Origin of the sequence: Acinetobacter sp. NIPH 298, assembly GCF_000369505.1 — a bacterium.
In the GTDB taxonomy this organism is placed as follows: Bacteria; Pseudomonadota; Gammaproteobacteria; order Pseudomonadales; family Moraxellaceae; genus Acinetobacter.
In genome coordinates this window covers 11,580-37,196 of the sequence record NZ_KB850054.1, presented here as the reverse complement: position 1 = coordinate 37,196, position 25,617 = coordinate 11,580, and the positions used below count along the sequence as shown (strand labels likewise).

Sequence of the window (25,617 nt, the reverse complement as noted above, 5' to 3'; positions counted from 1 at the left end):
ATATCCTTATTTACGACCATAACCACGTTTTTTCAGTTCTAATTTGGCAATCATGCCCTTATGAACTTCATCAGGTCCATCAGCTAAACGTAAACTACGCGCTTGATTAAAAAATGCTGTGAGTGGGGTATCTCGTGAAACACCTTCACCACCGTGGATCTGAATCGCCATATCCACCACATTTTGCAATACCGTTGGAGCAACCACTTTAATCGCAGAAATTTCAGTCAGTGCAGCCATATTCCCCAAAGTATCCATCTTATAAGCGGCATACAGCGTCAATAAACGGGCTTGGTCGATTTGTACACGCGCTTCCGCCACGCGCTCTAAATTTCCACCCAATTTCAGGATTTCTTGACCAAAAGCTTTACGTGACATACCCCGATCAATCATCAGCTCCAAGGCTTTTTCTGCTGCGCCGATACATCGCATACAATGGTGAATCCGCCCGGGCCCTAAACGACCTTGCGCAATTTCAAAGCCTTGTCCTGCACCACCAATAAAACTACTGACAGGAACACGAACATTGTCAAAGCTGACTTGGCCATGACCATGTGGCGCATCGTAATCACCAAATACAGGTAACATTCGCTCAATCGTTACGCCTTGCGTATCAATCGGCACCAATACCATCGAATGTTGATGATGACGGTCTTTGCTCGAATCAGGCGTATAGGCCATAAAAATAATCACTTTAGCATTGGGATCGCCCAAACCAGATGACCACCATTTACGCCCATTGAGTACAATCTCATCACCGTCAATCACGGCAGTGGCTTGCATATTGGTGGCATCACTGGAAGCAACCGCAGGTTCAGTCATACAAAAGACCGAGCGAATCTCTCCATTCAGTAAAGGTTGCAGCCATTGTTGCTTTTGCGCTTCACTCCCATAACGCCATAACACTTCCATGTTGCCACTATCCGGTGCATTACAGTTAAAAACGGTAGGGGCGAGCAAGCTACGTCCGGTAAGTTCGGCAATATGTGCATACTCTTGTACCGATAAGCCAGCACCAAGTTCAGGATCAGGCAAAAACATATTCCATAAACCAGCGGCTTTGGCTTTACTTTTCAATTGTTGTAATTGTTCAGGCCATTGCCATTTGGTCCAGTCGCCATCGACATTTAAACGATGCACTTCATCCCAAAACGCTTTTTCAATCGGTTCTATTTCTTGTTGAATAAAGGCTTGCGTTCGTGCAATAAAATCCTGCGCGCGTTCAGATAATGCAAACATCATCAGCTCCCTCAAGGTAAAATGTGGCGAAACATCATTCGCTGCTTTACATCACCATAAGCGAAATTTTATTATGAATGAAATGATTTTATTTTATTCAGAACTATGAACAATATTCATAATACAACCACCTTAGAAGTAGGGCATTTCCATCGTATTGATATTAATTTATACCCGCTTTTTATTGCCATTTTTGAACAAAAAAGTATCTCTAAAGCCGCACAACTGCTGTGTATTAGTCAATCTGCAGTGAGTCATGCCTTACAACGCTTACGCACACAGTTGAATGATGAACTATTTGTGCGTAGCGGCCAAAAAATGTTGCCTACACCCTTTGCCGAGCAGATTTACCAACCGATTCAAACCGCTTTACTGAGTATTCAAAGTATTGCCATGCCGCAACAAACATTTGTACCGAGTATGCTACAAAGCCTTAAAATTGCCATTCACGATGAAATCGAGCCGATTATTTTTCCACAATTGGTCAATCACTTTGCAGCGTTGAATCTCGATATTCAGTTTCTCAGCTCAAAACTGGATCGTAAAAACATGCTGGCTGATCTGTCCGCCCAACAAATTGATTTTGTGATTGATTTAGTGCAACCCTACCAAGCAAATTTACAATTTGAAAACCTGATTGAAGATCACTTTGTGGTGTGTACTCAACAAGCGGAAATGGATTTATCGCTGTATTTATCCTCACCGCATATCGGCGTGTCTTCACGGCGCACAGGCATACTGTTGGAAGATATTTACCTTAATCGCCAACAACTGTCTCGACAAATCTTTCTACGTTGCCAGCATTATTCAACCGCTTTGCAAGTCCTCTCACAATACCCAAATTCGATTTTGACCATTCCACAAAGCATTTTAAAGCACCTCAATTATGCAGAAAATCTGCATATTCATGCCTTACCGATCGAACTGCCGAAAATCAGCATGGGCATGTATTGGCATGACCATGTGAAACAAAATCCACGTCATCAGTTTTTACGTCAAGAGATCTTAAAAATTTTTAATTAAGCTCATAAGCACTATGCACACAAGCCACAGAGATGGAGGATATCGGCGATTCGAGCCTTAGACACAATCATTTGCGGTTCATCTAAAAATATGTAATGCTACGCGCAGATTTGGATGTCACCATCCATACGAAATTCGTTTGACAAGGGGAGTAGCCTCCTCCAAACCGAAGCGCTGAAATTAAAATGCTTCGGTGTCAGAGCTCCGTCATTACACTTTGCAAAAAGTCGGACTCTGAGCATCATCCTCATCGGTGATGTAGGCAAGACCTTGATCATGTTGAAACAGATGTTTTTTTAATTCATCTGGCAACTGGTCAAGGTTTTTTTATGCCGCTTCCATTTGCCAGATCGGGAGTGGTAATGGAATCTATCGGCAACTTATGGTTGTATCTTGTATTCTTTGGCATCGTCACTGTGATGCTATTGATCGATTTTTTAGGTTTTAAACAGAAACAAAACCAAGACGTGCCGATTCGGCAAGCCGCTTATTGGAGTGTGGCATGGGTCACTGCGGCCATCCTATTTGGTGGAGGTCTATGGCTGTATTTACAGCAAACCATCGGAACAAATATCGCCAATCAAAAAACCATGGAATACTTCGCCGGTTATCTGCTTGAGAAATCATTGGCGATTGATAATGTCTTCGTTTGGCTGATGATCTTTGCCGCATTCGCCATTCCACCGGCCTTACAACGTAAAATTTTGCTCTATGGTGTACTCGGTGCGATCGTGCTGAGAACGATCTTCATTTTCATCGGTGCTTGGTTCGTTCAAGAGTTCTCTTGGGTACTGTATATTTTCGGCGCATTCCTTGTGTATACAGGCTTTAAGTTCCTAAAAGGACAAGAGCAAGAAAGCAATATTGAAGACAATTTTTTACTCAAATGGTTACGTAAACATATCCGTATCACCCCTCAACTTGAAGGTAACAAATTCTTCGTCCGACAAAACGGACTTTTGTGGGCGACGCCGTTATTTTTGGTGTTGGTATTGGTAGAAGCTTCCGACGTGATTTTTGCGGTGGATTCGATTCCTGCAATATTCGCCGTGACCACCGACCCGTTTATTGTCCTCACAGCGAACTTAATGGCGATTTTAGGCTTACGTGCGATGTTCTTTTTACTGGCAGGTGCTGCAACCAAATTGCATTATCTACCTTATGGCTTGGGCATTATCCTGTTGTTCATTGGGACAAAAATGCTGTTGCTGGATGTGTTCCACATGCCGATTTGGATCTCACTCGGTTTTATCATCATAGTATTAAGTATTACGGCGTATTTATCGTTACGTCACAATAAGCGTCAAGCGCAATAATACGCTGAACATGAACAAAGGGATTTCAATCAAGTCCCTTTGTTCTATTCAAGCATCATGTGTTTCCGTTGGAACAACCCATTTTAATTTAGGCCATTGTTGCTACCATTTTTTAGACTCAACACGATTTTTGAAGGTGGTATAGCTGACCAGTGCAGGATTCCAACAGAGTCGTAATTCAAATAAATCTTGTAAACCAAATGGTGCAATCAGCTCCAGCTCTCCAGATGAGTTCAAACGAAGCGCGATAGCGGTTGCCGTTTCAGGCCATAATGATAAAGCATGTTCGATAGATGCTATTGGCTGAATTTGTTCGCCATTTTCCTTGCGATACCATGTATGCACCAAAGCTTGATTCACCACATCCCATTGCTGCTGAGGGAATAAGTCTTCTAATGTTTGTTTCACTCGCTGCTGTACATGGTTATTCCGTTCCTGCCCATCATAATAAATCACGTCAATTTCGCTATCGTTTAAATCAAAAGTCTGACCATGCAAAAATGCCCAAACCGTATTGCGAATCACACCTGCACTTAAATATGCACGTGGTTCGATCCGTGCAAGTTGTTTTAACATTGCATAGAGTTCGGGGGTATTTAGGATCAAATCGAAAAGAATTTTTCGATGGTGTATTTGATACAGTGTCATTGTTGTTTAAATCCTTAAATTATCCAAACAGCTTCCCCATATTCACCCAAAAGTAGAGTGAATTGACTCAAAAGATTACTCACATTTATACACTTTTTAGCCGCTTAATTTAGGCGAATATTCCAGTAACTTGGGCAAAATCAGGTACAATCAACCGAAAAAAGTAAAACTGTAGGTTGTTATGACATTGGCTACTCAGATCACGGTTGTTCGTGGTCGCTTCTTAGATATTCAAAAAACCGTTTCCCAAGCAGCAGAAATCGCCGATCAAGTGCGTTATATCGAAGATGGCGTACTCATCACCGAAAATGGCAAAATTCGCTGGTTTGGCGCTTGGAATGAAGCCCAAGACCATCTTCCTACAAACGTTGACATTCAGCATTATCCTGAGCAATTGATCATTCCGGGGATGATTGACACCCACATCCATTTTCCACAAACAGAAATGGTCGGTGCCTACGGCGAACAACTCCTCAGTTGGTTAAATACCTATACTTTCCCAACCGAAATCCAGTTTAAAGACCCTGCTTATGCCCAAGAAATTGCCGCATTCTTTGTCAATGAACTGCTTAAAAATGGCACCACTACGGCACTGGTGTTCTGCACTGTCCATCCTGAATCAGTTGATGCCTTATTTGAAGCCGCACAACAGCACCAGATGCGTTTAATTGCAGGTAAGGTGATGATGGACCGTCATGCACCTGAAGCACTTTGCGACACCGCAGAGAGCTCCTATGACGATTCTAAAGCACTGATTCAGAAGTGGCATGGTCAGGGCCGTGCCCTATACGCGATCACACCACGTTTTGCACCGACTTCTACACCAGAACAATTAGAAAAAGCAGGGCAACTTAAAGCAGAGTTTCCTGATGTGTATGTGCATACGCATTTAAGTGAAAATAAAGATGAGATTGCATGGGTCAAAGATTTGTTCCCAGCGCAAAATGGCTATCTGGATGTTTACCACCATTATGGTCTAACAGGTCAGCGTTCGGTATTCGCGCATTGTGTTCACTTAGAAGATACAGAATGGCAATGCATGCATGACACAGACTCCGCAATTGCTTTCTGCCCAACCTCAAACCTGTTTTTGGGCAGCGGATTATTTCCATTGAAAAAAACATGGGATCAACAAGTCAAAGTTGGTTTAGGCACTGATGTCGGGGCGGGGACTTCATTTAGCTTATTGCAAACGGTCAATGAAGCCTACAAAGTACAACAGTTGCAAGGTGATAAACTCTCCGCTTTTGAATCGCTTTATCATGCCACTTTGGGCGGGGCAAAAGCGCTCGATCTGGACGATAAACTCGGTAACTTCAATATAGGCAAAGAAGCGGATTTTGTGGTGCTAAATCTGCAACCCACCGCTTTACAACAACTGCGTCAGTCACGGTCAAAATCCATTGATGACAGCTTATTTGCACTGTTTACCATGGGCGATGACCGCAATATTGAGGCCACTTATATCTATGGACAAAAAGCCTATAGCCAAAACTAAAGCCTCAAACAAACAAAAACTTGGTTTGATGTTGTTGGCGATTGGAACTGCGATCTTGCTGAAACGAGATAGCACTTCTCAGCAAAATGGCAGATATTCATCATCAAAAGATGCATGAAAGCTGATTTTGTTTTAAAATTCTCCCATTCGCTCAAATTTTCGAGGTGTTGCAGGTCAACACCTTTTTTATTTTCCCATATTTAATTTTTTAGGAATCTGCCGATGACCATTGCAATGCGCATTATGATTTCAAGTGAAGAGATTCAAGCCAAAGTGAAAGAGCTTGGCGAAAAAATCAATGCACACTATGCTCAAAGTGATAAAGAACTGGTATTGATTGGTTTACTGCGTGGTTCCGTCATTTTTATGGCAGATTTATGTCGTGCTATAGAAAAACCACACGAACTCGATTTTATGACAGTATCTAGCTATGTAAACGGTACAACCGTTTCTTCACGCGATGTCAAAATTTTAAAAGATCTTGATGGTCAAATTCGTGGTAAAGATGTGCTCGTTGTTGAAGATATTATTGATTCAGGACGGACATTAAGTAAAGTTATGCAAATGCTGCAAACCCGTAAACCAAATTCAATTGAACTGTGTACGCTGGTGAGCAAACCATCGCGCCGTGAAATTGATTTAGACGTAAAATTCTTAGGTTTTGAAGTCGAAGATCGCTTTATTGTCGGTTATGGTCTCGATTTCGATCAGAAATATCGTCATTTACCTTTTATTGGTGAGATTGGTCTTTAAACGATAAGTTAAGGCGCTATTAAGCGCCTTTTTTATAACTATATTCATCAAAGACCGCTAAATCTTGCACAAAAATACGACATAAATAAGCAATCTACTACAGACAGCACGCGCTTGATCTAGCAGGATAAAAAAATAAATCGCTTTATGAAACAAGGAGAAAAACAATGTGGACGCTGATTGTTGCAATTGTCGTAGGTTTTTTTGCAGGTCTAATCGCCAGAGCCCTACATCCAGGGGATGATAAAGCAGGTTTTATCGTCACCACTTTACTCGGTATTGCGGGTTCTTTATTGGCGACCTATGGGGGGCGATTACTCGGTTTATACGGGGAAAATTCAGCAGCAGGATTTATTGCATCCGTGATCGGTGCAGTGATTATTTTATTTGTTTATAACCTCGCCACCAAGAAAAGTTAAAATCGTTGGATCACGCCCAATTCATCCAAAATAATGAATTGGGCGTATTATTTTTTATAGTCCTAATTCCTTCCAAATCATTTGAATATCTTCAGCACTACGTCCACCGACCATTTTCAAACCATTTGAGAAGATTAAAGTTGGTGTACCACTCACACCCAACTTACGTCCTAACTCTAGATTTCGATCTATCGGATTAGCACAGGTTTTAGCTTTAGGTTGAACATTCTTTTGCAGTAAATTTTTCCATGCGTACGATGGATTTGCATCACACCAAACTTGCTTAGAAACAGCGATAGATTGCGGTTTTAAAGCATAGATAAAGGTATAAATCGTCACATCATTGAGCTTGTCCAATTCAGCTTCTAATTGCTTGCAGTACGGACAGTTTGGATCTGAAAAAATTGCGAGCTGACGTTTGCCATTGCCTTTGACCGTTTTGATCGCATCCTGCAAGGGAAGTTGTTTCCAATCAATTGAATTTTGCTTTAATACCAAATCCTTGGTGAGATTTTTCTGATCTTTTAAGCGCACCATTGATCCAATAAACATATGCTCTGCAGTGTCATCGAGATAGATGATTTGATTATCCAGATTTGCACTGTATAAACCTGCCATTTCAGTGCTTTGAATATTGGTCACTTGGATATTGGGATAGTTCTTATTTAAATTACTTTTGAGCGTTTCCACATTGGCTAAACTCAGAACAGAAACACAGCTCAATAATGAGAATATCCCAATTTTTTTTAACATGACTGATACTCGAATCAAAAATCAGCAGCTATTGTAATCCGTCTCTCATAGCTAAACAGCTCGACTTACTGAGTCGCAACCAAAATCAAACCAATAGGGGGGATGTTTCACGTGGAACATTTATTCTTGATTGGAATTACTCCCAATACAGAATATCCTATTTTAAAGTTTCTTTCTAATCATGACAGATTCTTCATAATTAAAACTAAACCTATTCAGTGCTTAAGTTTTCTTATTGCGTGGTTGTTGCTTAGCAATTTTTTTTACATCTTTAATCGCTTCCTCAAAATGCCGCTCTACTGGTGTTTGGTAGTCAACATATTGTTTCTTATATATTGCATATTCTAATTGTGCTTTTTGTTTGGCTTGAGCTTGTGAAATTTTCCCAGCATGGGTTAAAAGCTGCCTATCAGATGCAAGCAAGAACTTATCTAGTTTTGACACCCAATCACGCATATACATTGGTGTACCATTCAAAGCCTGTAACTCTGCAAAATCTAGGTACATGGTCACTATACGATTAAGCACATCAATTTCTTTTTCTTCTAAATAATTTTTAGCGATAGAAATATCTTTCGTTTTAGGATGTCCAGAACCACCAAAACTTGTCATTCCCATGTTCGGCTTTGTACCATCTACACGACTAAAAACGACTTCTGCGGCAGTATGTCCATGAGCTGCCCAGTGCATTTTATTTTGTACTGTCTGAAAGAATTTTAGAGATTCAGCCGTTTTATGGTCATAATCAACACTGGTTGCATAGATCTCTAAGACCTTTTGATAAAACAGTTTTTCAGATGCTCGAATATCTCGAATACGAGCAAGTAATTCATCAAAATAGTTATTATTTCCGCCGTTTTTAAGTCTTGCATCGTCCATCGCAAAACCTTTAACGATATATTCACGTAAAACTTTTGTCGCCCATATACGGAATTGTGTGCCGCGGTTAGACTTAACCCGATAACCAACGGAAATAATGACATCTAAATTATAGTGTTGCGTATCGTAGCTTTTACCATCTGTTGCAGTTATCCGGAAATTCCGGATAACTGAATTTTGATCAAGTTCACCTTCATCAAATACATTTTTAATATGCTCGCTAATCGTTCTAACATCTTTTAGAAACATTTCTGCCATTTGCTTTTGAGTCAACCAAACAGTTTCATCTAATAATCTGACATCAATTTTTAGCTCACCATCTTCGGAAGCATATAAGATAAATTCTCCAGTATTTTTATCAGTCACAAGTCTCTCCCAAATAATTATTTAACGGCTTTTATGTTACTTTACCTCATTAAAAAATATATGATTCGGCTGATAGCTCAAGCTGAATATAAAATCATAGCGCCGTGTAAACTTATTGAATTGAACACCACTGAATTACCAATAGGCATAAAGAACATTAAGTCACTACAACTTATTAATGCTTTATAAATTACATGTATAACTTGTTAAATAACAACAATTTATATCACTTCCCAATACAGAATGAACCAAAGATCTTACCCAATAAATCATCGGCATTAAAATCACCTGTGATTTCACCGAGGGCATTTTGGGCTAATCGTAATGACTCAGCCACTAACTCGCCCGCATTAAACACCACCAGTTGCTCACGGGCTTCAGCCAAATAACGCTGAGTGCGCTTCATTGCATCTAAATGGCGTGTTCGAGCAATAAAGGTATCTTCTTCTGGCTGGAAGCCTGCATGCGCTGTGATCGCATCTATGAGCGCCTGAACGCCCATTTCTTGCTTGGCAGAAACACAGATATGGCGGAAACCTTGATAATCGCTTAATTCAGCACGTTGCCCCGTCAAGTCGCACTTGTTGCCGATCAAAAGTAATCGTTTCGGTTCAAGATGGTCAGCAAAATATTCACGCGCCAATTGTAACGGTTCATCACCTTGATTTAAGTCATACACCAATAGCAATAAATCCGCTTGCTCAATTTCTTTGATGGCACGACGAATGCCTTCTTGTTCCACAATATCACCTGTTTCACGTAAACCAGCGGTATCGGTCAAGGTCATCGGTAAACCATTCAAACTGATCTTTTCATGCAACACATCACGGGTTGTTCCTGCAATATCAGTCACAATAGCGCGTTCATGTCCCGCTAATGCGTTTAATAGGCTGGATTTGCCTGCATTTGGTTTACCTGCAATGACCACCTGCAAACCTTCACGTAATAACTGTCCTTGACGCGCAGATTGCTGAACTGCATGAACAGAACTTTGCACATCATCCAATAACGCTAAAATTTTACCATCCGCCAAGAAATCAATTTCTTCTTCAGGAAAATCAATAGCGGCTTCAACATGCAACCGTAAGTGAATGAGTTTTTCTAAAACGGTATTAATTTTGGTTGAAAATGCACCCTGTAATGATCGTACTGCTGAACGTGCTGCCGCTTGAGACGTGGCATCAATCAAATCAGCAATCGCTTCAGCTTGAACTAAATCCATTTTGCCATTTTCAAAGGCGCGCATAGAAAACTCACCGGCTTTGGCTGCAATTGCGCCTAAATCAAGTAAGCGTGCCAGCAATGCATTTTGAATCACAGGACCACCATGTCCTTGGATTTCAACCACATCCTCACCAGTAAAAGAATGCGGATTTGGAAAACACAAGATAATGCCTTCATCCATCACTGAACCATCCGCATCATAAAACTTGCGGAAACCAGCCATACGGGCAGCAGGTAATGTTTTCTGTGTAAGTTGTTCGGCAATCACATAGGCTTTCGGTCCAGACAGACGAATCACCCCCACACCACCACGACCTAAAGGTGTAGCGATCGCAGTAATTGTGGTTTGATGTTGCATATTATTCACCTAACAACCCTAATATTCAGCCAAAAAAAATCCGCTTAAGATTACCATCTTAAGCGGATTTATTCAGTAAAAGTTCGAGATTAAGAGGTGGTCTCAACCTTGTTGAGACGATCTTTCTCTACGCTTTTATTGATAAATGACTGTTGCAGGATCGTAATACTGTTGTTGACGATCCAGTACAGCACTAAACCTGCAGGGAAGAACAACATGAAGACCGTAAACATGATTGGCATGATACGGAATACTTTCGCTTGCATTGGATCAGTCGGTTGTGGGTTTAACATTTGCTGCACGTACATGGTAACACCCATGATCAATGGCAAAATAAACCAAGGATCCATCGCAGATAAATCTTGAATCCAAGCCAACCATGGCGCATGACGAAGTTCAACTGATTCCATCAATACCCAATACAAAGCTAAGAAAATTGGCATTTGCAGCAATAACGGCAAACATCCAGACAATGGATTGACTTGCTCGCGCTTATACAACGCCATCATTTCTTGCGAAAAACGCATACGATCTTCGCCAAACTCTTCTTTCATGCGTTGCATTTCAGGTGCAATCACACGCATTTTCGCCATTGAGCGATAACTTTTCGAAGAAAGTGGCCATAAAATCAATTTCACTAAGATCGTCAATAAGATAATTGACCAACCCCAGTTACCTACGATGTTATGGAAGAACTGTAAGCCTAAGAACAATAATTTGGCAATTGGCCATAACCAACCATAGTCCACTGTCTGATTTAAACCAACAGCAAGATCTTTTAACTCAGATTGGATTTTTGGGCCAGAATAAAATTTAGCATCTACTTCCATTGATGTACCTGCAGGTACATTAATCACTGGAGAAGTGAAACCAATAATATTCATTTTATCAGCAGACTGACGTGATTCTAGCTTAGCAACATAAGGTTGACCATCTGCTTGAGTCAGCTTTAAATGACCTGGAATCCAAGCACTGACAAAATAGTGTTGCACCATCGCAACCCAAGCATCTTTCGCGTCAAGACTCAATTTCTCATCAGAGAAATTAGCAAACTTTAACTTATTGTAATTTGCTTCAGGTGTACCCCATGCGCCACCCAAGAAAGTCCCTAAAGTGAAAATCCCTTGGTCAGATTTGCCTGGATCATCAGAATTATCACGCTTTAATTGACCAAACATCTGACCTTGCCAGTTTTGCTGACTGCGGTTGATGACTTGGTGTTTAACCGTAATCGGATACTCACCTTGGCTAAAAGTGAAGGTCTTAATCACTTCAACGCCTTCAGGCGTTTTAAAGACCAATGGAACCGTCAAGACTTGACTGGTTGCTCCATCTTTGGTCGCCACACTTTTCGCATCTGCCAAGGTATAAGTTGTTTTTTCAACATCATACATTGGACGACCGCTACGGCTACTGTCCGGTCCGTTTAAACCAATTAAACCAGATTGAGCGACGTAAGTACGGTTCGCATCATTTTCAAGCATCACAAACGGCTGATCACCGTTTTTGCTTTGATCGTGGCTTAATAGCTCAATACGAACAATATCGCCACCTTTAGGATTGATCCAAAGATGGTAAAGGTCGGTTTGTACTGAAATCAGTTGCTGACTCACAGAAGGACTTTCTGTGGCTTGTGATGCAGTCACATTTGCTTGTGGCAAGTCTGAAGCCGCGGTTGCATTTTGAGCATTTGGCAAATCTGCAGATACTTCATGCGTAGTAACAACAGCCGCTTGTTGTTGCGGTGCTGTTGCAGCATGACCATAATCTTTTTGCCAAGCCAAAATAAGCAAATATGCGGTAACAAACATGGCTCCAAGAATTGCAAATCTGGCCCATTGTTGCATATCTAATATCCCAAATGATTAGAGAAATTTTGCTTAAATAAACGATCACGAAAGGGTACAGCAACGTGATGCATTTGAGAATCTATTTGATGAAACGAAATGAAACGAAGTGCTTTGCGTGGCACGGGATCATAGCCTGAACCACCCCAAGGATGACAACGGCAAACGCGCTTGGTCGATAGCCATACACCTTTTACAGCGCCATGGGTCTGTAAAGCTTCAATTGCATATTGAGAGCAAGTTGGAATATAGCGGCAACGCGGCCCCAATAATGGACTAATTGCGATTTGGTAGCATCTTATCAACCAATGCAGTAAACGTACCATTGGAGATCTCTAATTTTGGAGAGGTGTTACAACGACTTTGGAATGCTTTTTAGCTAAACGCTGTAATTTTTGCCAAGCTAAATCTAATTGTTGATGTAATTCTTGATTTGAAATTGCTTCTATACCTACTTTAGGCATCACGACAATATCGATATCAGCATTAAATTGAGCTTGATGTAAACGAAAGCTCTCCCGAGCAAGGCGTTTTATTCTATTTCGCTCATGTGCGCGACGTACCTTTTTTTTAGCAACGACAATACCCAAACGGCTATTCGGCTGTTCGGTTAATTTTGCTAAAAAAAGGAAATGGGGCTGATGCACTTTAAAAAGCGCACCATCAAACACACTTTTATAATCTGCAGCACAACGAATACGGAATTCAGTGCTAAAACTGTAAAGTGACATCACCCAAATCTGGTCAGCTTAACAGTATTAAACAGTTAAGCTATGACGACCTTTTGCACGACGACGAGCTAAAACTTGACGACCAGCTTTAGTTGCCATACGAGCACGGAAACCATGAACACGCTTGCGCTTTAATTCAGATGGTTGGAAAGTACGTTTCATATTGAAACTCCCAAAATTGATCTTTCTGTAAGGTCCGCGATTTTATGGGGCAAAGGGTCCGCTGTCAATCAAAAAGCTAAAACTTTACATATTGTTTTTATTGTTTGGCATAAAGCGAACAATTCTAATTTTATACAAAAACATCGAAAACAAAAAACATACACAAGCTATCTATTTAAATTATATCAGTATTGCGTTATATTCACAGCTTATCGACAAGCTTATACACACTTCAATTGCTGTTTTAAATTTAAACCTTGGATTTTGAATTTAAATTTCGATATGCTCAGTTATCCACATTCGCAGTGATCCTTATAAGTAAATTCAAATTTTAAAATTTAAGTTTATTATTATTAGTAAGGCTTTTTTCTGTGGAAAGTCGAGTATTTCTTAAGATAAACATAAAGTTACTCTGTGGATAACTATGTTTCTATTGATTTTATACATTGTGGATAACTTTGGACTTAAAACTATCCACAGGATGTGCTAAAAGTTATGCACAATCGGTTTAAATTTGAATTTAATTCACGAATGCTTTTTTTTTCAGCGAAACTCGCCTGAATGTGCCTGACAGATGTGGATAACTTGGTTAGAATGGCGACCCCTTTGAAAAGTGAAGGGGCGGTTTTTGTTTTTTTAAATTTAAAATGGATATATAGGGGATGCACATGCTCTGGACGGACTGCTTAACTCGCTTGCGACAAGAGCTATCTGATAACGTCTTTGCGATGTGGATTCGTCCCTTGGTTGCTGAAGAAGTTGATGATGTAATGCGTTTATATGCGCCGAACCCTTATTGGACGCGTTATATTCAAGACAATCATTTAGAGCTGATTTCAATACTGGCAGAACAATTGTCTGAAGGGCGGATACGTCAGGTCGAGATTTTAGTTGATTCGCGTCCAGGGACCATTTTGTCTTCGAGTGAACAACGTGAACAACCTGCCACCACGACGGCCGCGTTAAGCAGCCAACCCACACCTATTAAAATCAAAAAAGAATCTGATTTAGCCCAACCGAGTCAAAATCCAACCAAAATAGCGAAGAAAAGACAATTAAATCCGTTGTTTAGCTTCTCACTATTTGTTGAGGGGCGCTCTAACCAAATGGCGGCAGAAACTTGTCGTAAAGTGCTCACACAATTAGGTGCTTCACAGCACAATCCTCTATTTTTATATGGTCCAACGGGTTTGGGTAAAACGCATTTGATGCAAGCCGTTGGCAACGCATTATTGCAAGCAAAACCCAATGCACGTGTCATGTACATGACCTCTGAAAGTTTTGTACAAGACTTTGTGAGTTCTTTGCAAAAAGGCAAAGTTGAAGAATTTAAGAAAAATTGTCGCTCTTTAGATTTATTGTTGGTCGATGATATTCATTTATTGGCGGGTAAAGAAGCGAGTTTGGTTGAATTCTTTTATACTTTCAATGCTTTGCTCGATGAGTCTAAGCAAATTATTTTGACTTCTGATCGCTATCCAAAAGAGTTAACCGAATTGGATCCACGTTTGGTTTCTCGTTTTTCTTGGGGATTATCGGTTGGTGTCGAGCCGCCTGATATCGAAACGCGTATCGAAATTTTACTGAAAAAAGCTGAAAACAGTGGTGTTGATTTACCAAGAAACTGTGCTTTGTTTATCGCTCAACAAGTTGTTGCCAACGTGCGTGAGCTGGAAGGTGCATTGAATAAAGTGGTGGCAATTTCACGTTTTAAAGGCACCGTCATTGATTTAGATGTGGTGCGTGAATCTTTAAAAGATGTGTTGGCAATTCGAGCACGGACCATTAGTGTCGAAAATATCCAACGCGTCGTGAGTGAATATTTCCGTATTCCATTAAAAGAATTGGTTGGACCAAAACGGACGCGTATTTATGCGCGCCCTCGTCAGTTGGCGATGGGCTTAGCGCGTGAACTGACAGGCGATAGCTTTCCTGAAATTGGAATGGCTTTCGGTGGTCGTGATCATAGTACGGTGATGCATGCCTGTGAAAAAGTGAATAGCCTACGTCAAGAAGATCCAATTTTTAATGAAGACTATAAAAACTTAATGCGTCTATTACAAAGTTAATCGCGGGTTTAATGACAATAGACCCTACTTTCAGAGTTGCAAACTGCTTTTAAGTGCAGCATAGTACACTGCTAACATTCATATCGGCTTCTGTTGTAAGAGGAATAAAATCGTGCGTTTGAAAATCGCTAAAGAAAGTTTACTCAATGTTTTATCACATGTGGTAGGAGCTGTTGAACGCCGTCATACCTTGAATATTCTTTCAAATGTCAAAATTCAAACCACGCAACATGCCTTAACCATTATTGGCTCAGATCTAGAAGTTGAATTGGTGGCGAGTACCACACTGGCGGAAGGCGCTTGTTTAGAAGCAGGGGAAACGACTGTTCCAGCACGTAAACTGGTCGAGATTTGTAAGTCACTTCCGAGCGCAGCACTGATTGATCTACAAATTACCGAAGATCAACGCTGTATTTTAAAATCGGGAAATAGTCGTTTTGTTTTGGGAACGCTTCCTGCTGAAGATTATCCATTGCTCACCACTGAAAATAGTCAAGGCACGCAAGTGCAAGTCACCCAACGCGAATTAAAACGTCTTTTTGAAAAAACAGCCTTTGCGATGGCGGTGCAAGATGTTCGTTTTTATCTAACAGGAACTTTACTTGAAATTGATCAAAATCAATTACGTACCGTAACAACAGATGGGCATCGTTTAGCTTTGTGTGAAGTGTTGGCATCGTCAACCGCATCTTCATCGATTCAGGCGATTGTGCCGCGTAAAGCCGTAGGTGAGTTGCAACGTTTACTCAGTATTGAAGATGAACAACTGACGTTGTTGATTGGACGTGAATTACTCAATGTCACCATTAATACGCCGAGTCGAGATAAAGAGCAGGGCGATATTATTGTCCGTTTTACCACCAAATTGATTGATGGTAAGTTCCCGGATTATCGCCGTGTGATTCCTCGTGGTGGTGACAAACACGTATTTATTGGACAAGACGTGTTTAAACAATCATTGCAACGTGTGGCGATTTTAAGTAATGAAAAATTACGTGGTGTGTTCTTGAACTTTAATCAAGACTCATTGCAGTTGCGTGCCAACAATCCTGAACAAGATGAAGCGGTAGAAGATATCGCCATTCAATATCAGGATGTACCTTTGGAAATGTCATTTAATGCACAATATATTCTCGAAGTTCTCAGTGTATTGGATGGTGATGATGTCAAGATGACCATGACTGAAGCGAATCAGTCTGTTCTTGTACAAGATCCAGCACACCCAGATCAAACTTATGTTGTAATGCCAATGCGAGTTTAATTTGCATTGATCATTTGAGTTTTAAATCATGCAAATCACGCGTTTAAATATCGAACGTGTACGGAATTTAAAAGCGGTTGCACTGAATGAGTTGCAACCGTTTAATATTTTTTACGGGGCAAATGGCTCTGGTAAAACCTCTATTTTAGAAGCAATTCACTTATTGGCCACAGGACGGTCATTTCGCACCCACATTCCTAAGCACTATATTCAGTATGAAGCAGCTGACTCAATCGTATTTGCCCAATCAATCAATGAGCGGATTGGGATGCAAAAGCTGGCTTCTGGTGAGCAACTGATCAAAGTCAATGGCGACACCATTGCCACGCAAGGACAGTTGGCAAAACTATTGCCTTTGCAGCATATTGATCCACAAAGTACCGATATTATTGACCACGGGGCGAAACCACGGCGACAGCTGTTAGATTGGCTAATGTTCCACGTGGAACCTGAATTTTATTTTGCATGGCAATATTACTCGCGTGCATTAAAACAGCGGAATAGCTTGCTTAAGACACGGCGTAATTTAACTTTGGCTGATTTAGAGCCATGGAATAAAATGCTGAGCGATTATGGTGAGATTTTGCACTCACAACGGGTGGGTATTATTGAGCAATGGAATCAATTTTTTAAAGAAGATCTACAGCAACTGTTGCCTGATGTTCAGATCGAACTTGAGTACAGTGCTGGTTTTCATACCGAGCAAGGTTTGATGCAAGATCTGATTTCTCAACATCACCGAGACCTTGAGCGACGCTATACTGAGTATGGTCCGCATCGTGCAGATTTACGCTTAAAAACAGGGGGCGATGCCTTGCGCAGCGATGCTGTTCATGTGTTATCGCGTGGACAAAAAAAGTTGTTAATCATGGCATTAAAACTGTCACAAATTGCAATGCTGCATGCGAGTAATAAGGAAACTGTGGTATTATTAGATGATCTGACAGCAGAGTTGGATTTAGCTGCACAACAACGTTTAATTGAGCGATTGAGTCAGTTGGGGAGTCAAGTTTTTATGACCACCTTAGACCATACGTCGGTATTAAAACACTTGCATGATTTGTCGATTTCTTTTCAATTATTCCATGTTGTTCACGGTCAAGTCAGCCTTGCTGCGCCATAATTTTATTTCCTCATCTTTTTTGATAGATTAATTTTTACTAGGGAGTAACCATGAGTTCAGAGTCTCAATCCGTCTCTCAAACAGAACAAACAAATGAAAAGGCTTATGATTCCTCTAGTATCAAAGTATTACGTGGATTAGACGCAGTTCGTAAACGTCCTGGTATGTATATCGGTGACACTGACGATGGTACTGGTTTGCACCATATGGTGTTCGAGGTGGTGGATAATGCCATCGATGAAGCACTTGCTGGACATTGTGATGAGATTGTCGTCACCATTCATGAAGACGAATCTGTCAGTGTTTCAGACAATGGTCGTGGTATTCCGACGGATATCCATCCAGAAGAAGGAATATCCGCTGCCGAAGTTATTCTAACGATTCTGCATGCTGGTGGTAAATTCGACGATAATAGCTATAAAGTATCGGGTGGTTTGCATGGGGTCGGGGTATCCGTCGTCAATGCTTTGTCGAAAAAATTACATCTGATTATTCATCGTGCAGGACAGACCCATGAGCAGGAATATTGTCATGGCGATTCACAATATCCATTAAAAGTAATTGGCGAAACGGATAAGTCTGGGACAGTCATTCGTTTTTGGCCAAGTGAGCTGACGTTTAGCCAAACCATTTTTAGCGTTGAAATTTTAGCGCGTCGTCTACGAGAGTTGTCGTTCTTAAATGCTGGTGTACGTATTGTACTGCGTGATGAGCGAGTCAACTTTGAACACGTCTATGATTACGAAGGTGGTTTATCTGAGTTCGTTAAATATATTAACGAAGGCAAAACCCATTTAAATGAGATTTTCCATTTCACTACGGATACCGATAGTGGGATTGCAGTGGAAGTTGCATTGCAATGGAATGAAAGTTATCAGGAAAATGTTCGTTGTTTTACCAACAATATTCCACAAAAAGATGGTGGTACGCACCTTGCTGGTTTCCGCGCAGCTTTAACGCGTGGTTTAAACCAGTATCTTGAAAGCGAAAATATCCTCAAGAAAGAAAAAGTTGCGGTCACTGGTGATGATGCCCGTGAAGGTCTAACGGCGATCATTTCGGTTAAAGTTCCTGATCCAAAATTCTCTTCGCAAACCAAAGAAAAATTAGTTTCAAGTGAAGTGAAGCCTGCGGTTGAACAGGCGATGAACAAGGAATTTTCTGCTTATTTGCTTGAAAATCCTCAAGCAGCGAAATCAATTGCTGGCAAGATTATTGATGCGGCACGCGCACGTGATGCGGCTCGTAAAGCACGTGAAATGACACGTCGCAAGAGCGCACTTGATATTGCGGGCTTGCCAGGTAAATTGGCAGATTGTCAGGAAAAAGATCCTGCACTTTCTGAACTCTATCTAGTCGAGGGTGACTCTGCTGGTGGTAGTGCTAAGCAAGGTCGTAATCGTAAAATGCAGGCGATCTTACCGTTAAAAGGTAAAATTTTAAACGTTGAGCGTGCGCGTTTTGACAAGATGATTTCGAGTCAGGAAGTAGGTACGCTGATCACGGCTTTGGGCTGTGGTATTGGACGTGAAGAGTATAATCCAGACAAGTTACGCTATCATAAAATCATTATTATGACCGATGCGGACGTGGATGGTTCACATATTCGTACCTTGCTGTTGACATTCTTCTTCCGTCAAATGCCAGAGTTGGTTGAGCGCGGTTATATTTATATTGCACAGCCGCCTTTGTACAAGTTGAAAAAAGGCAAGCATGAGCAGTACATGAAAGACAATGATGCATTGGAAACCTTCTTGATCTCCAATGCGATTGATGAACTTTCATTACATGTTAGTGCAGATGCACCTGCCATCACAGGCGCAGCATTGGCAAGTGTGATTGCTGATTATCAAGTATCGCAAAAAAGTTTGTTGCGTTTAACCCAGCGTTATCCTGCAAGTTTATTAGATGCTTTACTTGAGCTAGATGCATTTAAGATTGATCACACGCATGAACGTGAATATGTCGAAGCATGGGCTGAGCAATTACGTGGTGCAATTGTGAAATTGCAACCAAGTTTGCGTCCTGAAATTACCTTTGAAGCGTTTGATCGTGAAAATGCACAAGGTGAAAAATCAGCACATTATTGGCCGCGTGTAACGGTTTATGTGCATAACTTACCGACCTCTTATTTACTGGATGCTGGTCTGTTAAATTCTGCTGAATATGCGCGTTTACTTAAAAACTCGAAGAGCTGGTTTACCTTGCTTGAAGAAGGTGCTTACTTACAAAAAGGCGAGCGTCGTATTCAGGTCAATACATTCCATCAAGTATGGCAGCATATTTTACAAGACTCGCGTCGTGGCATGATGATCCAACGCTACAAGGGTTTGGGTGAGATGAATGCTGAACAGCTTTGGGAAACCACGATGGATCCTGAAAACCGTCACATGCTGCAAGTCACCATTGATGATATGATTGAAGCAGATCGTATGTTCTCTTGCTTGATGGGTGATGACGTAGAACCACGTCGAGCATTCATTGAGGAAAATGCACTCAATGCGGACATTGATGCTTAATTAAATAGTTATTCATGATCTAGCTCAGCTTTCATATCCTGAGCGAAAAAAAGGCGATACCAAGATGGGTATCGCCTTTTTTTTAATTGCTTTACGTTCCACGTGAAACGTTATTCTTAATTAGCTTTCTACAAAATCGCTGACTTGAATAATTGCATGGCCAAATAAATAACCCGCCGTGACCAAGACACTGATCCACAGCAAAGCACCTAAAATATTATAGATGACAAAGTGGCTGTAATTCATGTTGCTTGAACCTGCCGCTAAAGGGGCAAATGAACGCGCAAAGGGAATGAAGCGAGCAAGCAGAATGGTTTTTCCACCGTGCTTTAAAAAGAAGGTATTGGTTTTCTGTAGATAGGCTTGCTTAATAAAGCGCGATTCGGTATTGAAGATACGATCGCCAAAGTGGCGACCAATATGATAATTCACCATATAGCCGAGCGCAGCAGCAAAAAAAAGTAAGCTGATCATATAGCCGAGATGCATGATTTCAACGACAGAACACAGCGCACCAACTGCGAGTAATAGGCTATCCCCAGGTAAAAAGAACATAAAAACAAAAGCTGTTTCCGAAAAAATAATCAGAAATAAAATAGCGTAAATCCATAAACCATATTCTTGAACTAAAATTGGCAGGAAGTGTTCGAAATTAAAAATAAAGTCTAAAGAATTCATTCAGTTTACGTTGTCCCAAATAGCGTACTCACCACACTGGAGTACAAAAATATTAAATGAATCATACCCTCAGGATTCATTTGTAAGAGATAACTTTACAATAATAGGGGCTTGAGTATATCGAGCCTGAAGCCAAAGCTCAATTTTTTGGGAATATTCCAACAGTTACTGTAACTGAGCTTGTTGAAAAAATCATGACATCTTGAGTGGTTTTTCTTAATGATGAAGCACTTGAGAGATTGTTTAAGTTTTATGCGTGGCGATGAAAATGTAGTATCCACAGACGCGCTTAGATTCGAGCATCTATGGATACTTGATTAGATTAGTCTACAAAAGCGCTTTCTAACTCTTCTAACTCCATCATGAGCGTTAACAGTTGTTCTTCATGCAGCTCAAGTTTGGCTTTCAGTTCGTTTTGCTCATTCATTAACTTGATGAGGTCATCTTTACGACTTTCTTCGTACAGTGCAGTGTCAGCCAACAAATTCTCAATTTCAGCTAAACGAGGCTGAAGTTTCTCAATTTGTCCCTCAGTTTTCTCAATATTTTTACGGATCGGTCTTGTGAGTTCACGGTGGCGTACCGCAGCTTTACGTTGCGCCTCTTTATCTAGCTTTACCGATGTCATTTGAGTGGTCGATGTTTTTTGCAAGGCCTTTTGAGCATTGATTTGTTGCTGACGCGCTTCACGTAACCATTTGGCGTAGTCTTGCAAATCTCCGTCAAACTCAGTGCATTTCCCCGCATGTACCAATAATAATTCATCACAGACACTGGTAATCAATTGACGCTCATGCGAGACCAATACCACAGCACCATTAAAGTCTTGCAATGCCATGCTGAGGGCATGGCGCATATCCAAATCTAAATGGTTGGTTGGCTCATCCAGAATCAGGACATTTGGACGCTGCCAAACGATCAATGCCAATGCCAAACGCGCACGCTCACCACCAGAGAAGCTTTCACAAGGGGTATCCATACGTTCACCACTAAAGCCAAAGCCGCCTAAAAAGGCACGTAAAGCGGCTTCACTGATGTGTTTATCTGCGATGCGAGCCAATTGCAGCATTGGACTGGCATTTGCATCCAAGGCATCCATTTGATGCTGAGCAAAATAACCGATATTGAGCAGTTCAGATGCTTTGTATTCACCTGCCATTAAGGGTAAATCACCCACCAGTGTTTTGATCAATGTTGATTTACCAGCACCATTCATTCCCAACAAGCCAATACGAGAGCTTGGGGTAATTTGCAGACGAATCTTCTCCGCGATCATGGTCTCACCATAACCAATGCTGGCTGCATCTAGACTGAGTAGCGGCGAGCTCATTTTGGTGGGTTCACGAAAGCTAAAGGTAAAGGGGGTGTCGACGTGTGCAGGTGCAAGTTGTTGCATCCGTTCAAGTTGTTTGATACGGCTTTGTGCTTGACGTGCTTTCGTCGCTTGGGCTTTAAAACGATCAATATATTTTTGTAAATGTGCACGCGTTTCTTGCTGCTTTTCAAACGACTGTTGTTGTTGTGCCAAGCGTTCACTACGTGTGGTTTCAAAGGTTGAATAATTGCCTGTGTACAGTGTTAATTCTTTATTTTCAATATGCAGAATACGATCGCAAATGGCATCCAAGAAATCACGGTCATGTGAAATAAGAACCAATGTTCCTTCATAGGCTTTTAACCAGTCTTCTAACCATAAAATAGCATCTAAATCTAAATGGTTGGTCGGCTCATCCAGTAAAAGTAAGTCCGAACGGCTCATCAACGTGCGCGCCAAATTTAAACGCATTCGCCATCCACCAGAAAAACTAGAGACATTTAATTGGAGTTGGTGATCGAGGAAACCTAAGCCCGCCATCAGTTGAGCGGCTTTAGCAGGGGCGGCATAGCCATGAATCTCATCAAAACGACCATGCAGATGCGCTAACTCATCATTGCTGAGCTGATCTGGATCGGCCAATTTTTGTTGTATTCCCCAACACTCCTCATCGCCTGAAAGCACAAAATCGATTGCTGCCATTTCTAAGGCTTTAATTTCTTGTGCCATATGCGCCACGGTCCAAACCGCTGGACGCGTTAGATTGCCTTCATCTGCGACGACGTCACCTAAAAATGCGGCAAATAAAGTCGATTTTCCTGCGCCATTTACACCTGTAAGACCAATCTTCCAGCCTGGATGAAGCTGCATTGACGCTTTTTGAAAGAGGACTCGCCCACCACGGCGTAATGAAACTTGGTCAAATTGGATCATGAGCATGCAAAATAGCGATAGATTGCTGCATTTTAAGGTGATCGAGCGTGAATGCAAATTTTATCTTGTAGATGTGTGGCGGCTGACATTTTACAGCGGCTAAATGAGCGCTTAAAAATGTGATGAATATGATTAAAACTGATAAGAACCCGATGTATGTATATAAAAGCACTATGATTTTGATCAAAATTTGACTATATTCATTCGGTGCTGATGGAAAAATATGCAAAATAGTAAATAAGGAAAAACAAGATGAAAAAAGGATTTTGGGCATTGAGTGCCGCGACTCTATTCGTCATGAGCACGCAAGTGCAAGCAAAACAAAAAGTTTGTGTATTCGACTTATTGGGACGAGCGGGAGAGTCATATAAGCTGATTGAGGAGTGGCGACTTTCGGCTCAAACTTGGCAAGGGGATATCGAGCTTATTCCATATCAGGATGAAGAAAAAGCTGAGCGTGATTTTGATGCGGGCAAGTGTGATGGCGTGTACATGACCTCTATGCGAGCGCGGAAATACAATAAGTTTGCAGGTTCGATTGATGCCGTTGGTGCTGTAACCAGTAATGCAATTGCGCAAAAAGCAATTTCTTTTGTACTTGATAAACGTAATCAGCACCGTCTAATCGCGACTTTAAATGGCGAAAAATTTGAGGTTGCTGGAATCATTCAAGTGGGGCTGGCATATATTTTTGTACGCGATAAAAATATAAATACCATTGAAAAAGCCAAAGGTAAGAAATTTGCTTATTTACATTATGACCAAGCGCAAAAAACCATTGTTGAAAGTATGAATCTGATTGCTGTGCCCTCAAATATTTCAGACTTTGTGCAGAAATTTAATCGTGGTCAAGTTGATGTGATTGCAGCACCTGCTTATGCCTATAAACCCTTAGAGATCAATAAAGGTTTAGCCAATGGCGCATTATTTAATTTCCCTGTCGTGAATATTACTGGTGATTTAATTATTCGTCCTGAAAAATTCCCGACCGCTTTCGCAGTTCAATCTCGACAATGGTTTGTTCGGAAGTTACCTGCCAACTTTGCAATGGTGCAACGTCTAGAAGCTGGTATGGATGCCGCAAAAATTACCTTGTCAAATGATGACAAGGTGCGTTATCAGAAAATGTTACGTGACGGGCGCATGAATTTAACCAAGCAGGGCGTGTATGATGCCACTATGATGAATGTACTGAAACGGGCGCGGTGTACCGTTGAAAGAACCAATTTTGAATGTTCTTTAAGTGGTGAGTAAAATAAACTGGTTAAAAAATGACAAAAAATAGCAATACCGACACAAAAAATAGAGCATTAGCTCTATTTTTTTCCATAAAACATGATTAATATTTGCTTTGAACATGGAGTACAGACACATTAGTTTGTAGAGGGATGAAAAAATGAAAAAAATTGCATTAGCTGCGATCACCGCATCAATCGTTGGTTTTTCTGCTTCGGCGCAAGCAAATAAAGTTGAAGTTTGTGTATTTGATCTATTGGGTAGATCTGGTGAATCATACAAAATGATGCAGGATTGGGCACTGGCAGCCAAAGGTTGGGGTGCAGATGTTAACTTGGTTGCAATGACGGATGAGGCTGTTGCGGATAACAACTTCAAAGCAGGTAAATGTGATGCAGTTGCGATGACATCGATGCGTGCTCGCCCATATAATAAATTTGCGGGTTCAATCGATTCGTTAGGTGGTGTAACCAGCAATGAGATTGCACAACGTGCAATTACCTTTGTTTTAGATACACGTAATGCTGCAAAAATGACAACCAATTTGGGTGGCAACAAATATGAAATCGGTGGTATCGCGCCACTTGGTTCTGCGTATATCTTTGTACGTGACAAGAACATCAACTCAATTGAAAAAGCAGCAGGTAAGAAATTTGCGGTATTGGGTTATGACGATGCACAAAAAATCATGGTTCAACGCGTAGGCGCTCAAGCTGTACTTTCTGATATTTCGAACTTTGCTGCGAAATTTAATAATGGTCAGGTCGACATGGTTGGTGCGCCAGCCTATGCGTATAAGCCATTAGAGTTGAGCAAAGGTCTAGGTGCAAATGGTGCGATGTTTGATTTTCCTGTATTGCATGTGACTGCTGATCTCGTCCTTCGTCCAGAAAAATTCCCAGCTGGTTTTGGTCAAAAATCTCGTGATTGGCATGTGAAGCAATTGCCGAAAGCATTTGCAATGATCAAGCGTTTAGAAGCTGAAATCCCAGCAAAATACAAAATGAAATTAAGTGATGAAGATAAACTTAAATATCAAAAATTACTCCGTGATGGCCGTATGGATTTAACCAAGCGTGGTATCTATGATGCGAGCATGATGTCTGTATTGAAGAAAGCACGTTGTTCAGTTGACAAAGCAAACTTCGAGTGTGCATTGCCGGGTGAATAATCAAAGATTGCTATAGAGCATACTTAAAGCCTAGATTTATCTAGGCTTTTTGTTTTTTTGTTTGTGTCATTTCAGTCATTGTCTTTACTTGGAAAG

22 protein-coding genes are annotated in these 25,617 nt (G+C 41.0%); 11 read left to right on the top strand and 11 right to left on the bottom strand.

What is annotated here, in order from left to right; all coding sequences use genetic code 11:
* Positions 1 to 6 precede the first annotated feature (6 nt).
* Positions 7 to 1,239 (bottom strand): acyl-CoA dehydrogenase family protein, encoded by a 1,233-nt coding sequence (locus F903_RS02565; RefSeq protein WP_171065192.1) that lies wholly within the window; start codon positions 1,237 to 1,239, stop codon positions 7 to 9.
* Between the two features lie 105 nt (positions 1,240 to 1,344).
* On the opposite strand from F903_RS02565, the gene F903_RS02560 reads away from it, so the two are divergent.
* Both F903_RS02560 and F903_RS02555 read left to right on the top strand, forming a co-directional pair.
* On the top strand, positions 1,345 to 2,262 hold the full coding sequence (locus F903_RS02560; RefSeq protein ID WP_005194373.1) for a LysR family transcriptional regulator: 918 nt from the start codon (positions 1,345 to 1,347) through the stop codon (positions 2,260 to 2,262).
* A gap of 362 nt (positions 2,263 to 2,624) precedes the next feature.
* The gene (locus F903_RS02555; protein WP_004672221.1) at positions 2,625 to 3,578 is read left to right on the top strand and encodes a TerC family protein; all 954 of its coding nucleotides are present in this window, start codon (positions 2,625 to 2,627) and stop codon (positions 3,576 to 3,578) included.
* Positions 3,579 to 3,680: 102 nt separating this feature from the next.
* On the opposite strand, the gene F903_RS02550 is transcribed toward F903_RS02555, so the two are convergent.
* Positions 3,681 to 4,226 carry a nucleotidyltransferase family protein gene (locus tag F903_RS02550; protein ID WP_005194364.1) on the bottom strand — a complete coding sequence of 182 codons (546 nt, stop codon included), beginning with the start codon at positions 4,224 to 4,226 and terminating at the stop codon, positions 3,681 to 3,683.
* Between the two features lie 181 nt (positions 4,227 to 4,407).
* On the opposite strand from F903_RS02550, the gene guaD reads away from it, so the two are divergent.
* The 3 genes from guaD (at position 4,408) to F903_RS02535 (ending at position 6,896) form a co-directional block, all read left to right on the top strand.
* The gene (gene guaD / locus F903_RS02545; RefSeq protein WP_005194362.1) at positions 4,408 to 5,724 is read left to right on the top strand and encodes a guanine deaminase; all 1,317 of its coding nucleotides are present in this window, start codon (positions 4,408 to 4,410) and stop codon (positions 5,722 to 5,724) included.
* A 222-nt stretch (positions 5,725 to 5,946) separates the two neighbouring features.
* Positions 5,947 to 6,477 (top strand): hypoxanthine phosphoribosyltransferase, encoded by a 531-nt coding sequence (gene hpt, locus F903_RS02540; RefSeq protein ID WP_005194361.1) that lies wholly within the window; start codon positions 5,947 to 5,949, stop codon positions 6,475 to 6,477.
* 167 nt (positions 6,478 to 6,644) lie between these two features.
* Positions 6,645 to 6,896 (top strand): GlsB/YeaQ/YmgE family stress response membrane protein, encoded by a 252-nt coding sequence (locus F903_RS02535; RefSeq protein WP_004672229.1) that lies wholly within the window; start codon positions 6,645 to 6,647, stop codon positions 6,894 to 6,896.
* 54 nt (positions 6,897 to 6,950) lie between these two features.
* On the opposite strand, the gene F903_RS02530 is transcribed toward F903_RS02535, so the two are convergent.
* The 7 genes from F903_RS02530 to rpmH all read right to left on the bottom strand — a co-directional run bounded on the left by F903_RS02530 (position 6,951) and on the right by rpmH (position 13,216).
* Positions 6,951 to 7,649, bottom strand: coding sequence for a DsbC family protein (locus tag F903_RS02530; RefSeq protein WP_005194358.1), 699 nt, complete (start codon positions 7,647 to 7,649; stop codon positions 6,951 to 6,953).
* A 222-nt stretch (positions 7,650 to 7,871) separates the two neighbouring features.
* Positions 7,872 to 8,894, bottom strand: a complete 1,023-nt coding sequence (locus F903_RS02525; protein ID WP_005194355.1) for a virulence RhuM family protein — start codon at positions 8,892 to 8,894, stop codon at positions 7,872 to 7,874.
* Positions 8,895 to 9,120: 226 nt separating this feature from the next.
* Complete coding sequence (mnmE, locus tag F903_RS02520; RefSeq protein ID WP_005194353.1) at positions 9,121 to 10,476, bottom strand: tRNA uridine-5-carboxymethylaminomethyl(34) synthesis GTPase MnmE; 1,356 nt, start codon at positions 10,474 to 10,476, stop codon at positions 9,121 to 9,123.
* An 89-nt stretch (positions 10,477 to 10,565) separates the two neighbouring features.
* Complete coding sequence (yidC, locus tag F903_RS02515) at positions 10,566 to 12,323, bottom strand: membrane protein insertase YidC (RefSeq protein ID WP_004672253.1); 1,758 nt, start codon at positions 12,321 to 12,323, stop codon at positions 10,566 to 10,568.
* Between the two features lie 2 nt (positions 12,324 to 12,325).
* Positions 12,326 to 12,649: a membrane protein insertion efficiency factor YidD gene (yidD, locus tag F903_RS02510; RefSeq protein ID WP_004672254.1), complete on the bottom strand. Its 324-nt coding sequence runs from the start codon at positions 12,647 to 12,649 to the stop codon at positions 12,326 to 12,328.
* Positions 12,650 to 12,658: 9 nt separating this feature from the next.
* Positions 12,659 to 13,054 carry a ribonuclease P protein component gene (rnpA, locus tag F903_RS02505; RefSeq protein WP_004672256.1) on the bottom strand — a complete coding sequence of 132 codons (396 nt, stop codon included), beginning with the start codon at positions 13,052 to 13,054 and terminating at the stop codon, positions 12,659 to 12,661.
* Positions 13,055 to 13,081: 27 nt separating this feature from the next.
* The gene (gene rpmH, locus F903_RS02500) at positions 13,082 to 13,216 is read right to left on the bottom strand and encodes a 50S ribosomal protein L34 (RefSeq protein WP_000831329.1); all 135 of its coding nucleotides are present in this window, start codon (positions 13,214 to 13,216) and stop codon (positions 13,082 to 13,084) included.
* 668 nt (positions 13,217 to 13,884) lie between these two features.
* Between rpmH and dnaA the strand changes: the two genes are divergently transcribed.
* From dnaA to gyrB, 4 genes are all read left to right on the top strand, one after another.
* Positions 13,885 to 15,285, top strand: a complete 1,401-nt coding sequence (gene dnaA, locus F903_RS02495; protein WP_004672259.1) for a chromosomal replication initiator protein DnaA — start codon at positions 13,885 to 13,887, stop codon at positions 15,283 to 15,285.
* A 112-nt stretch (positions 15,286 to 15,397) separates the two neighbouring features.
* Positions 15,398 to 16,546 (top strand): DNA polymerase III subunit beta, encoded by a 1,149-nt coding sequence (dnaN, locus tag F903_RS02490; protein WP_005194347.1) that lies wholly within the window; start codon positions 15,398 to 15,400, stop codon positions 16,544 to 16,546.
* Between the two features lie 28 nt (positions 16,547 to 16,574).
* Positions 16,575 to 17,669, top strand: coding sequence for a DNA replication/repair protein RecF (gene recF / locus F903_RS02485; RefSeq protein WP_004672263.1), 1,095 nt, complete (start codon positions 16,575 to 16,577; stop codon positions 17,667 to 17,669).
* A 50-nt stretch (positions 17,670 to 17,719) separates the two neighbouring features.
* Positions 17,720 to 20,188: a DNA topoisomerase (ATP-hydrolyzing) subunit B gene (gene gyrB / locus F903_RS02480; RefSeq protein WP_005194344.1), complete on the top strand. Its 2,469-nt coding sequence runs from the start codon at positions 17,720 to 17,722 to the stop codon at positions 20,186 to 20,188.
* A gap of 120 nt (positions 20,189 to 20,308) precedes the next feature.
* Here the strand turns inward: gyrB and F903_RS02475 are convergent, their stop codons facing one another.
* Together F903_RS02475 and F903_RS02470 are read right to left on the bottom strand one after the other, a co-directional pair.
* Positions 20,309 to 20,866 (bottom strand): VTT domain-containing protein, encoded by a 558-nt coding sequence (locus tag F903_RS02475; RefSeq protein WP_005194342.1) that lies wholly within the window; start codon positions 20,864 to 20,866, stop codon positions 20,309 to 20,311.
* Between the two features lie 322 nt (positions 20,867 to 21,188).
* A complete protein-coding gene (locus F903_RS02470) occupies positions 21,189 to 23,114 on the bottom strand; it encodes an ATP-binding cassette domain-containing protein (RefSeq protein WP_004672269.1) in 1,926 nt (641 codons plus the stop codon).
* A 252-nt stretch (positions 23,115 to 23,366) separates the two neighbouring features.
* Between F903_RS02470 and F903_RS02465 the strand changes: the two genes are divergently transcribed.
* Positions 23,367 to 24,368 (top strand): putative solute-binding protein, encoded by a 1,002-nt coding sequence (locus F903_RS02465; RefSeq protein WP_004672271.1) that lies wholly within the window; start codon positions 23,367 to 23,369, stop codon positions 24,366 to 24,368.
* A 142-nt stretch (positions 24,369 to 24,510) separates the two neighbouring features.
* The gene (locus F903_RS02460) at positions 24,511 to 25,521 is read left to right on the top strand and encodes a putative solute-binding protein (protein WP_005194339.1); all 1,011 of its coding nucleotides are present in this window, start codon (positions 24,511 to 24,513) and stop codon (positions 25,519 to 25,521) included.
* The last annotated feature ends 96 nt before the right edge of the window (positions 25,522 to 25,617 follow it).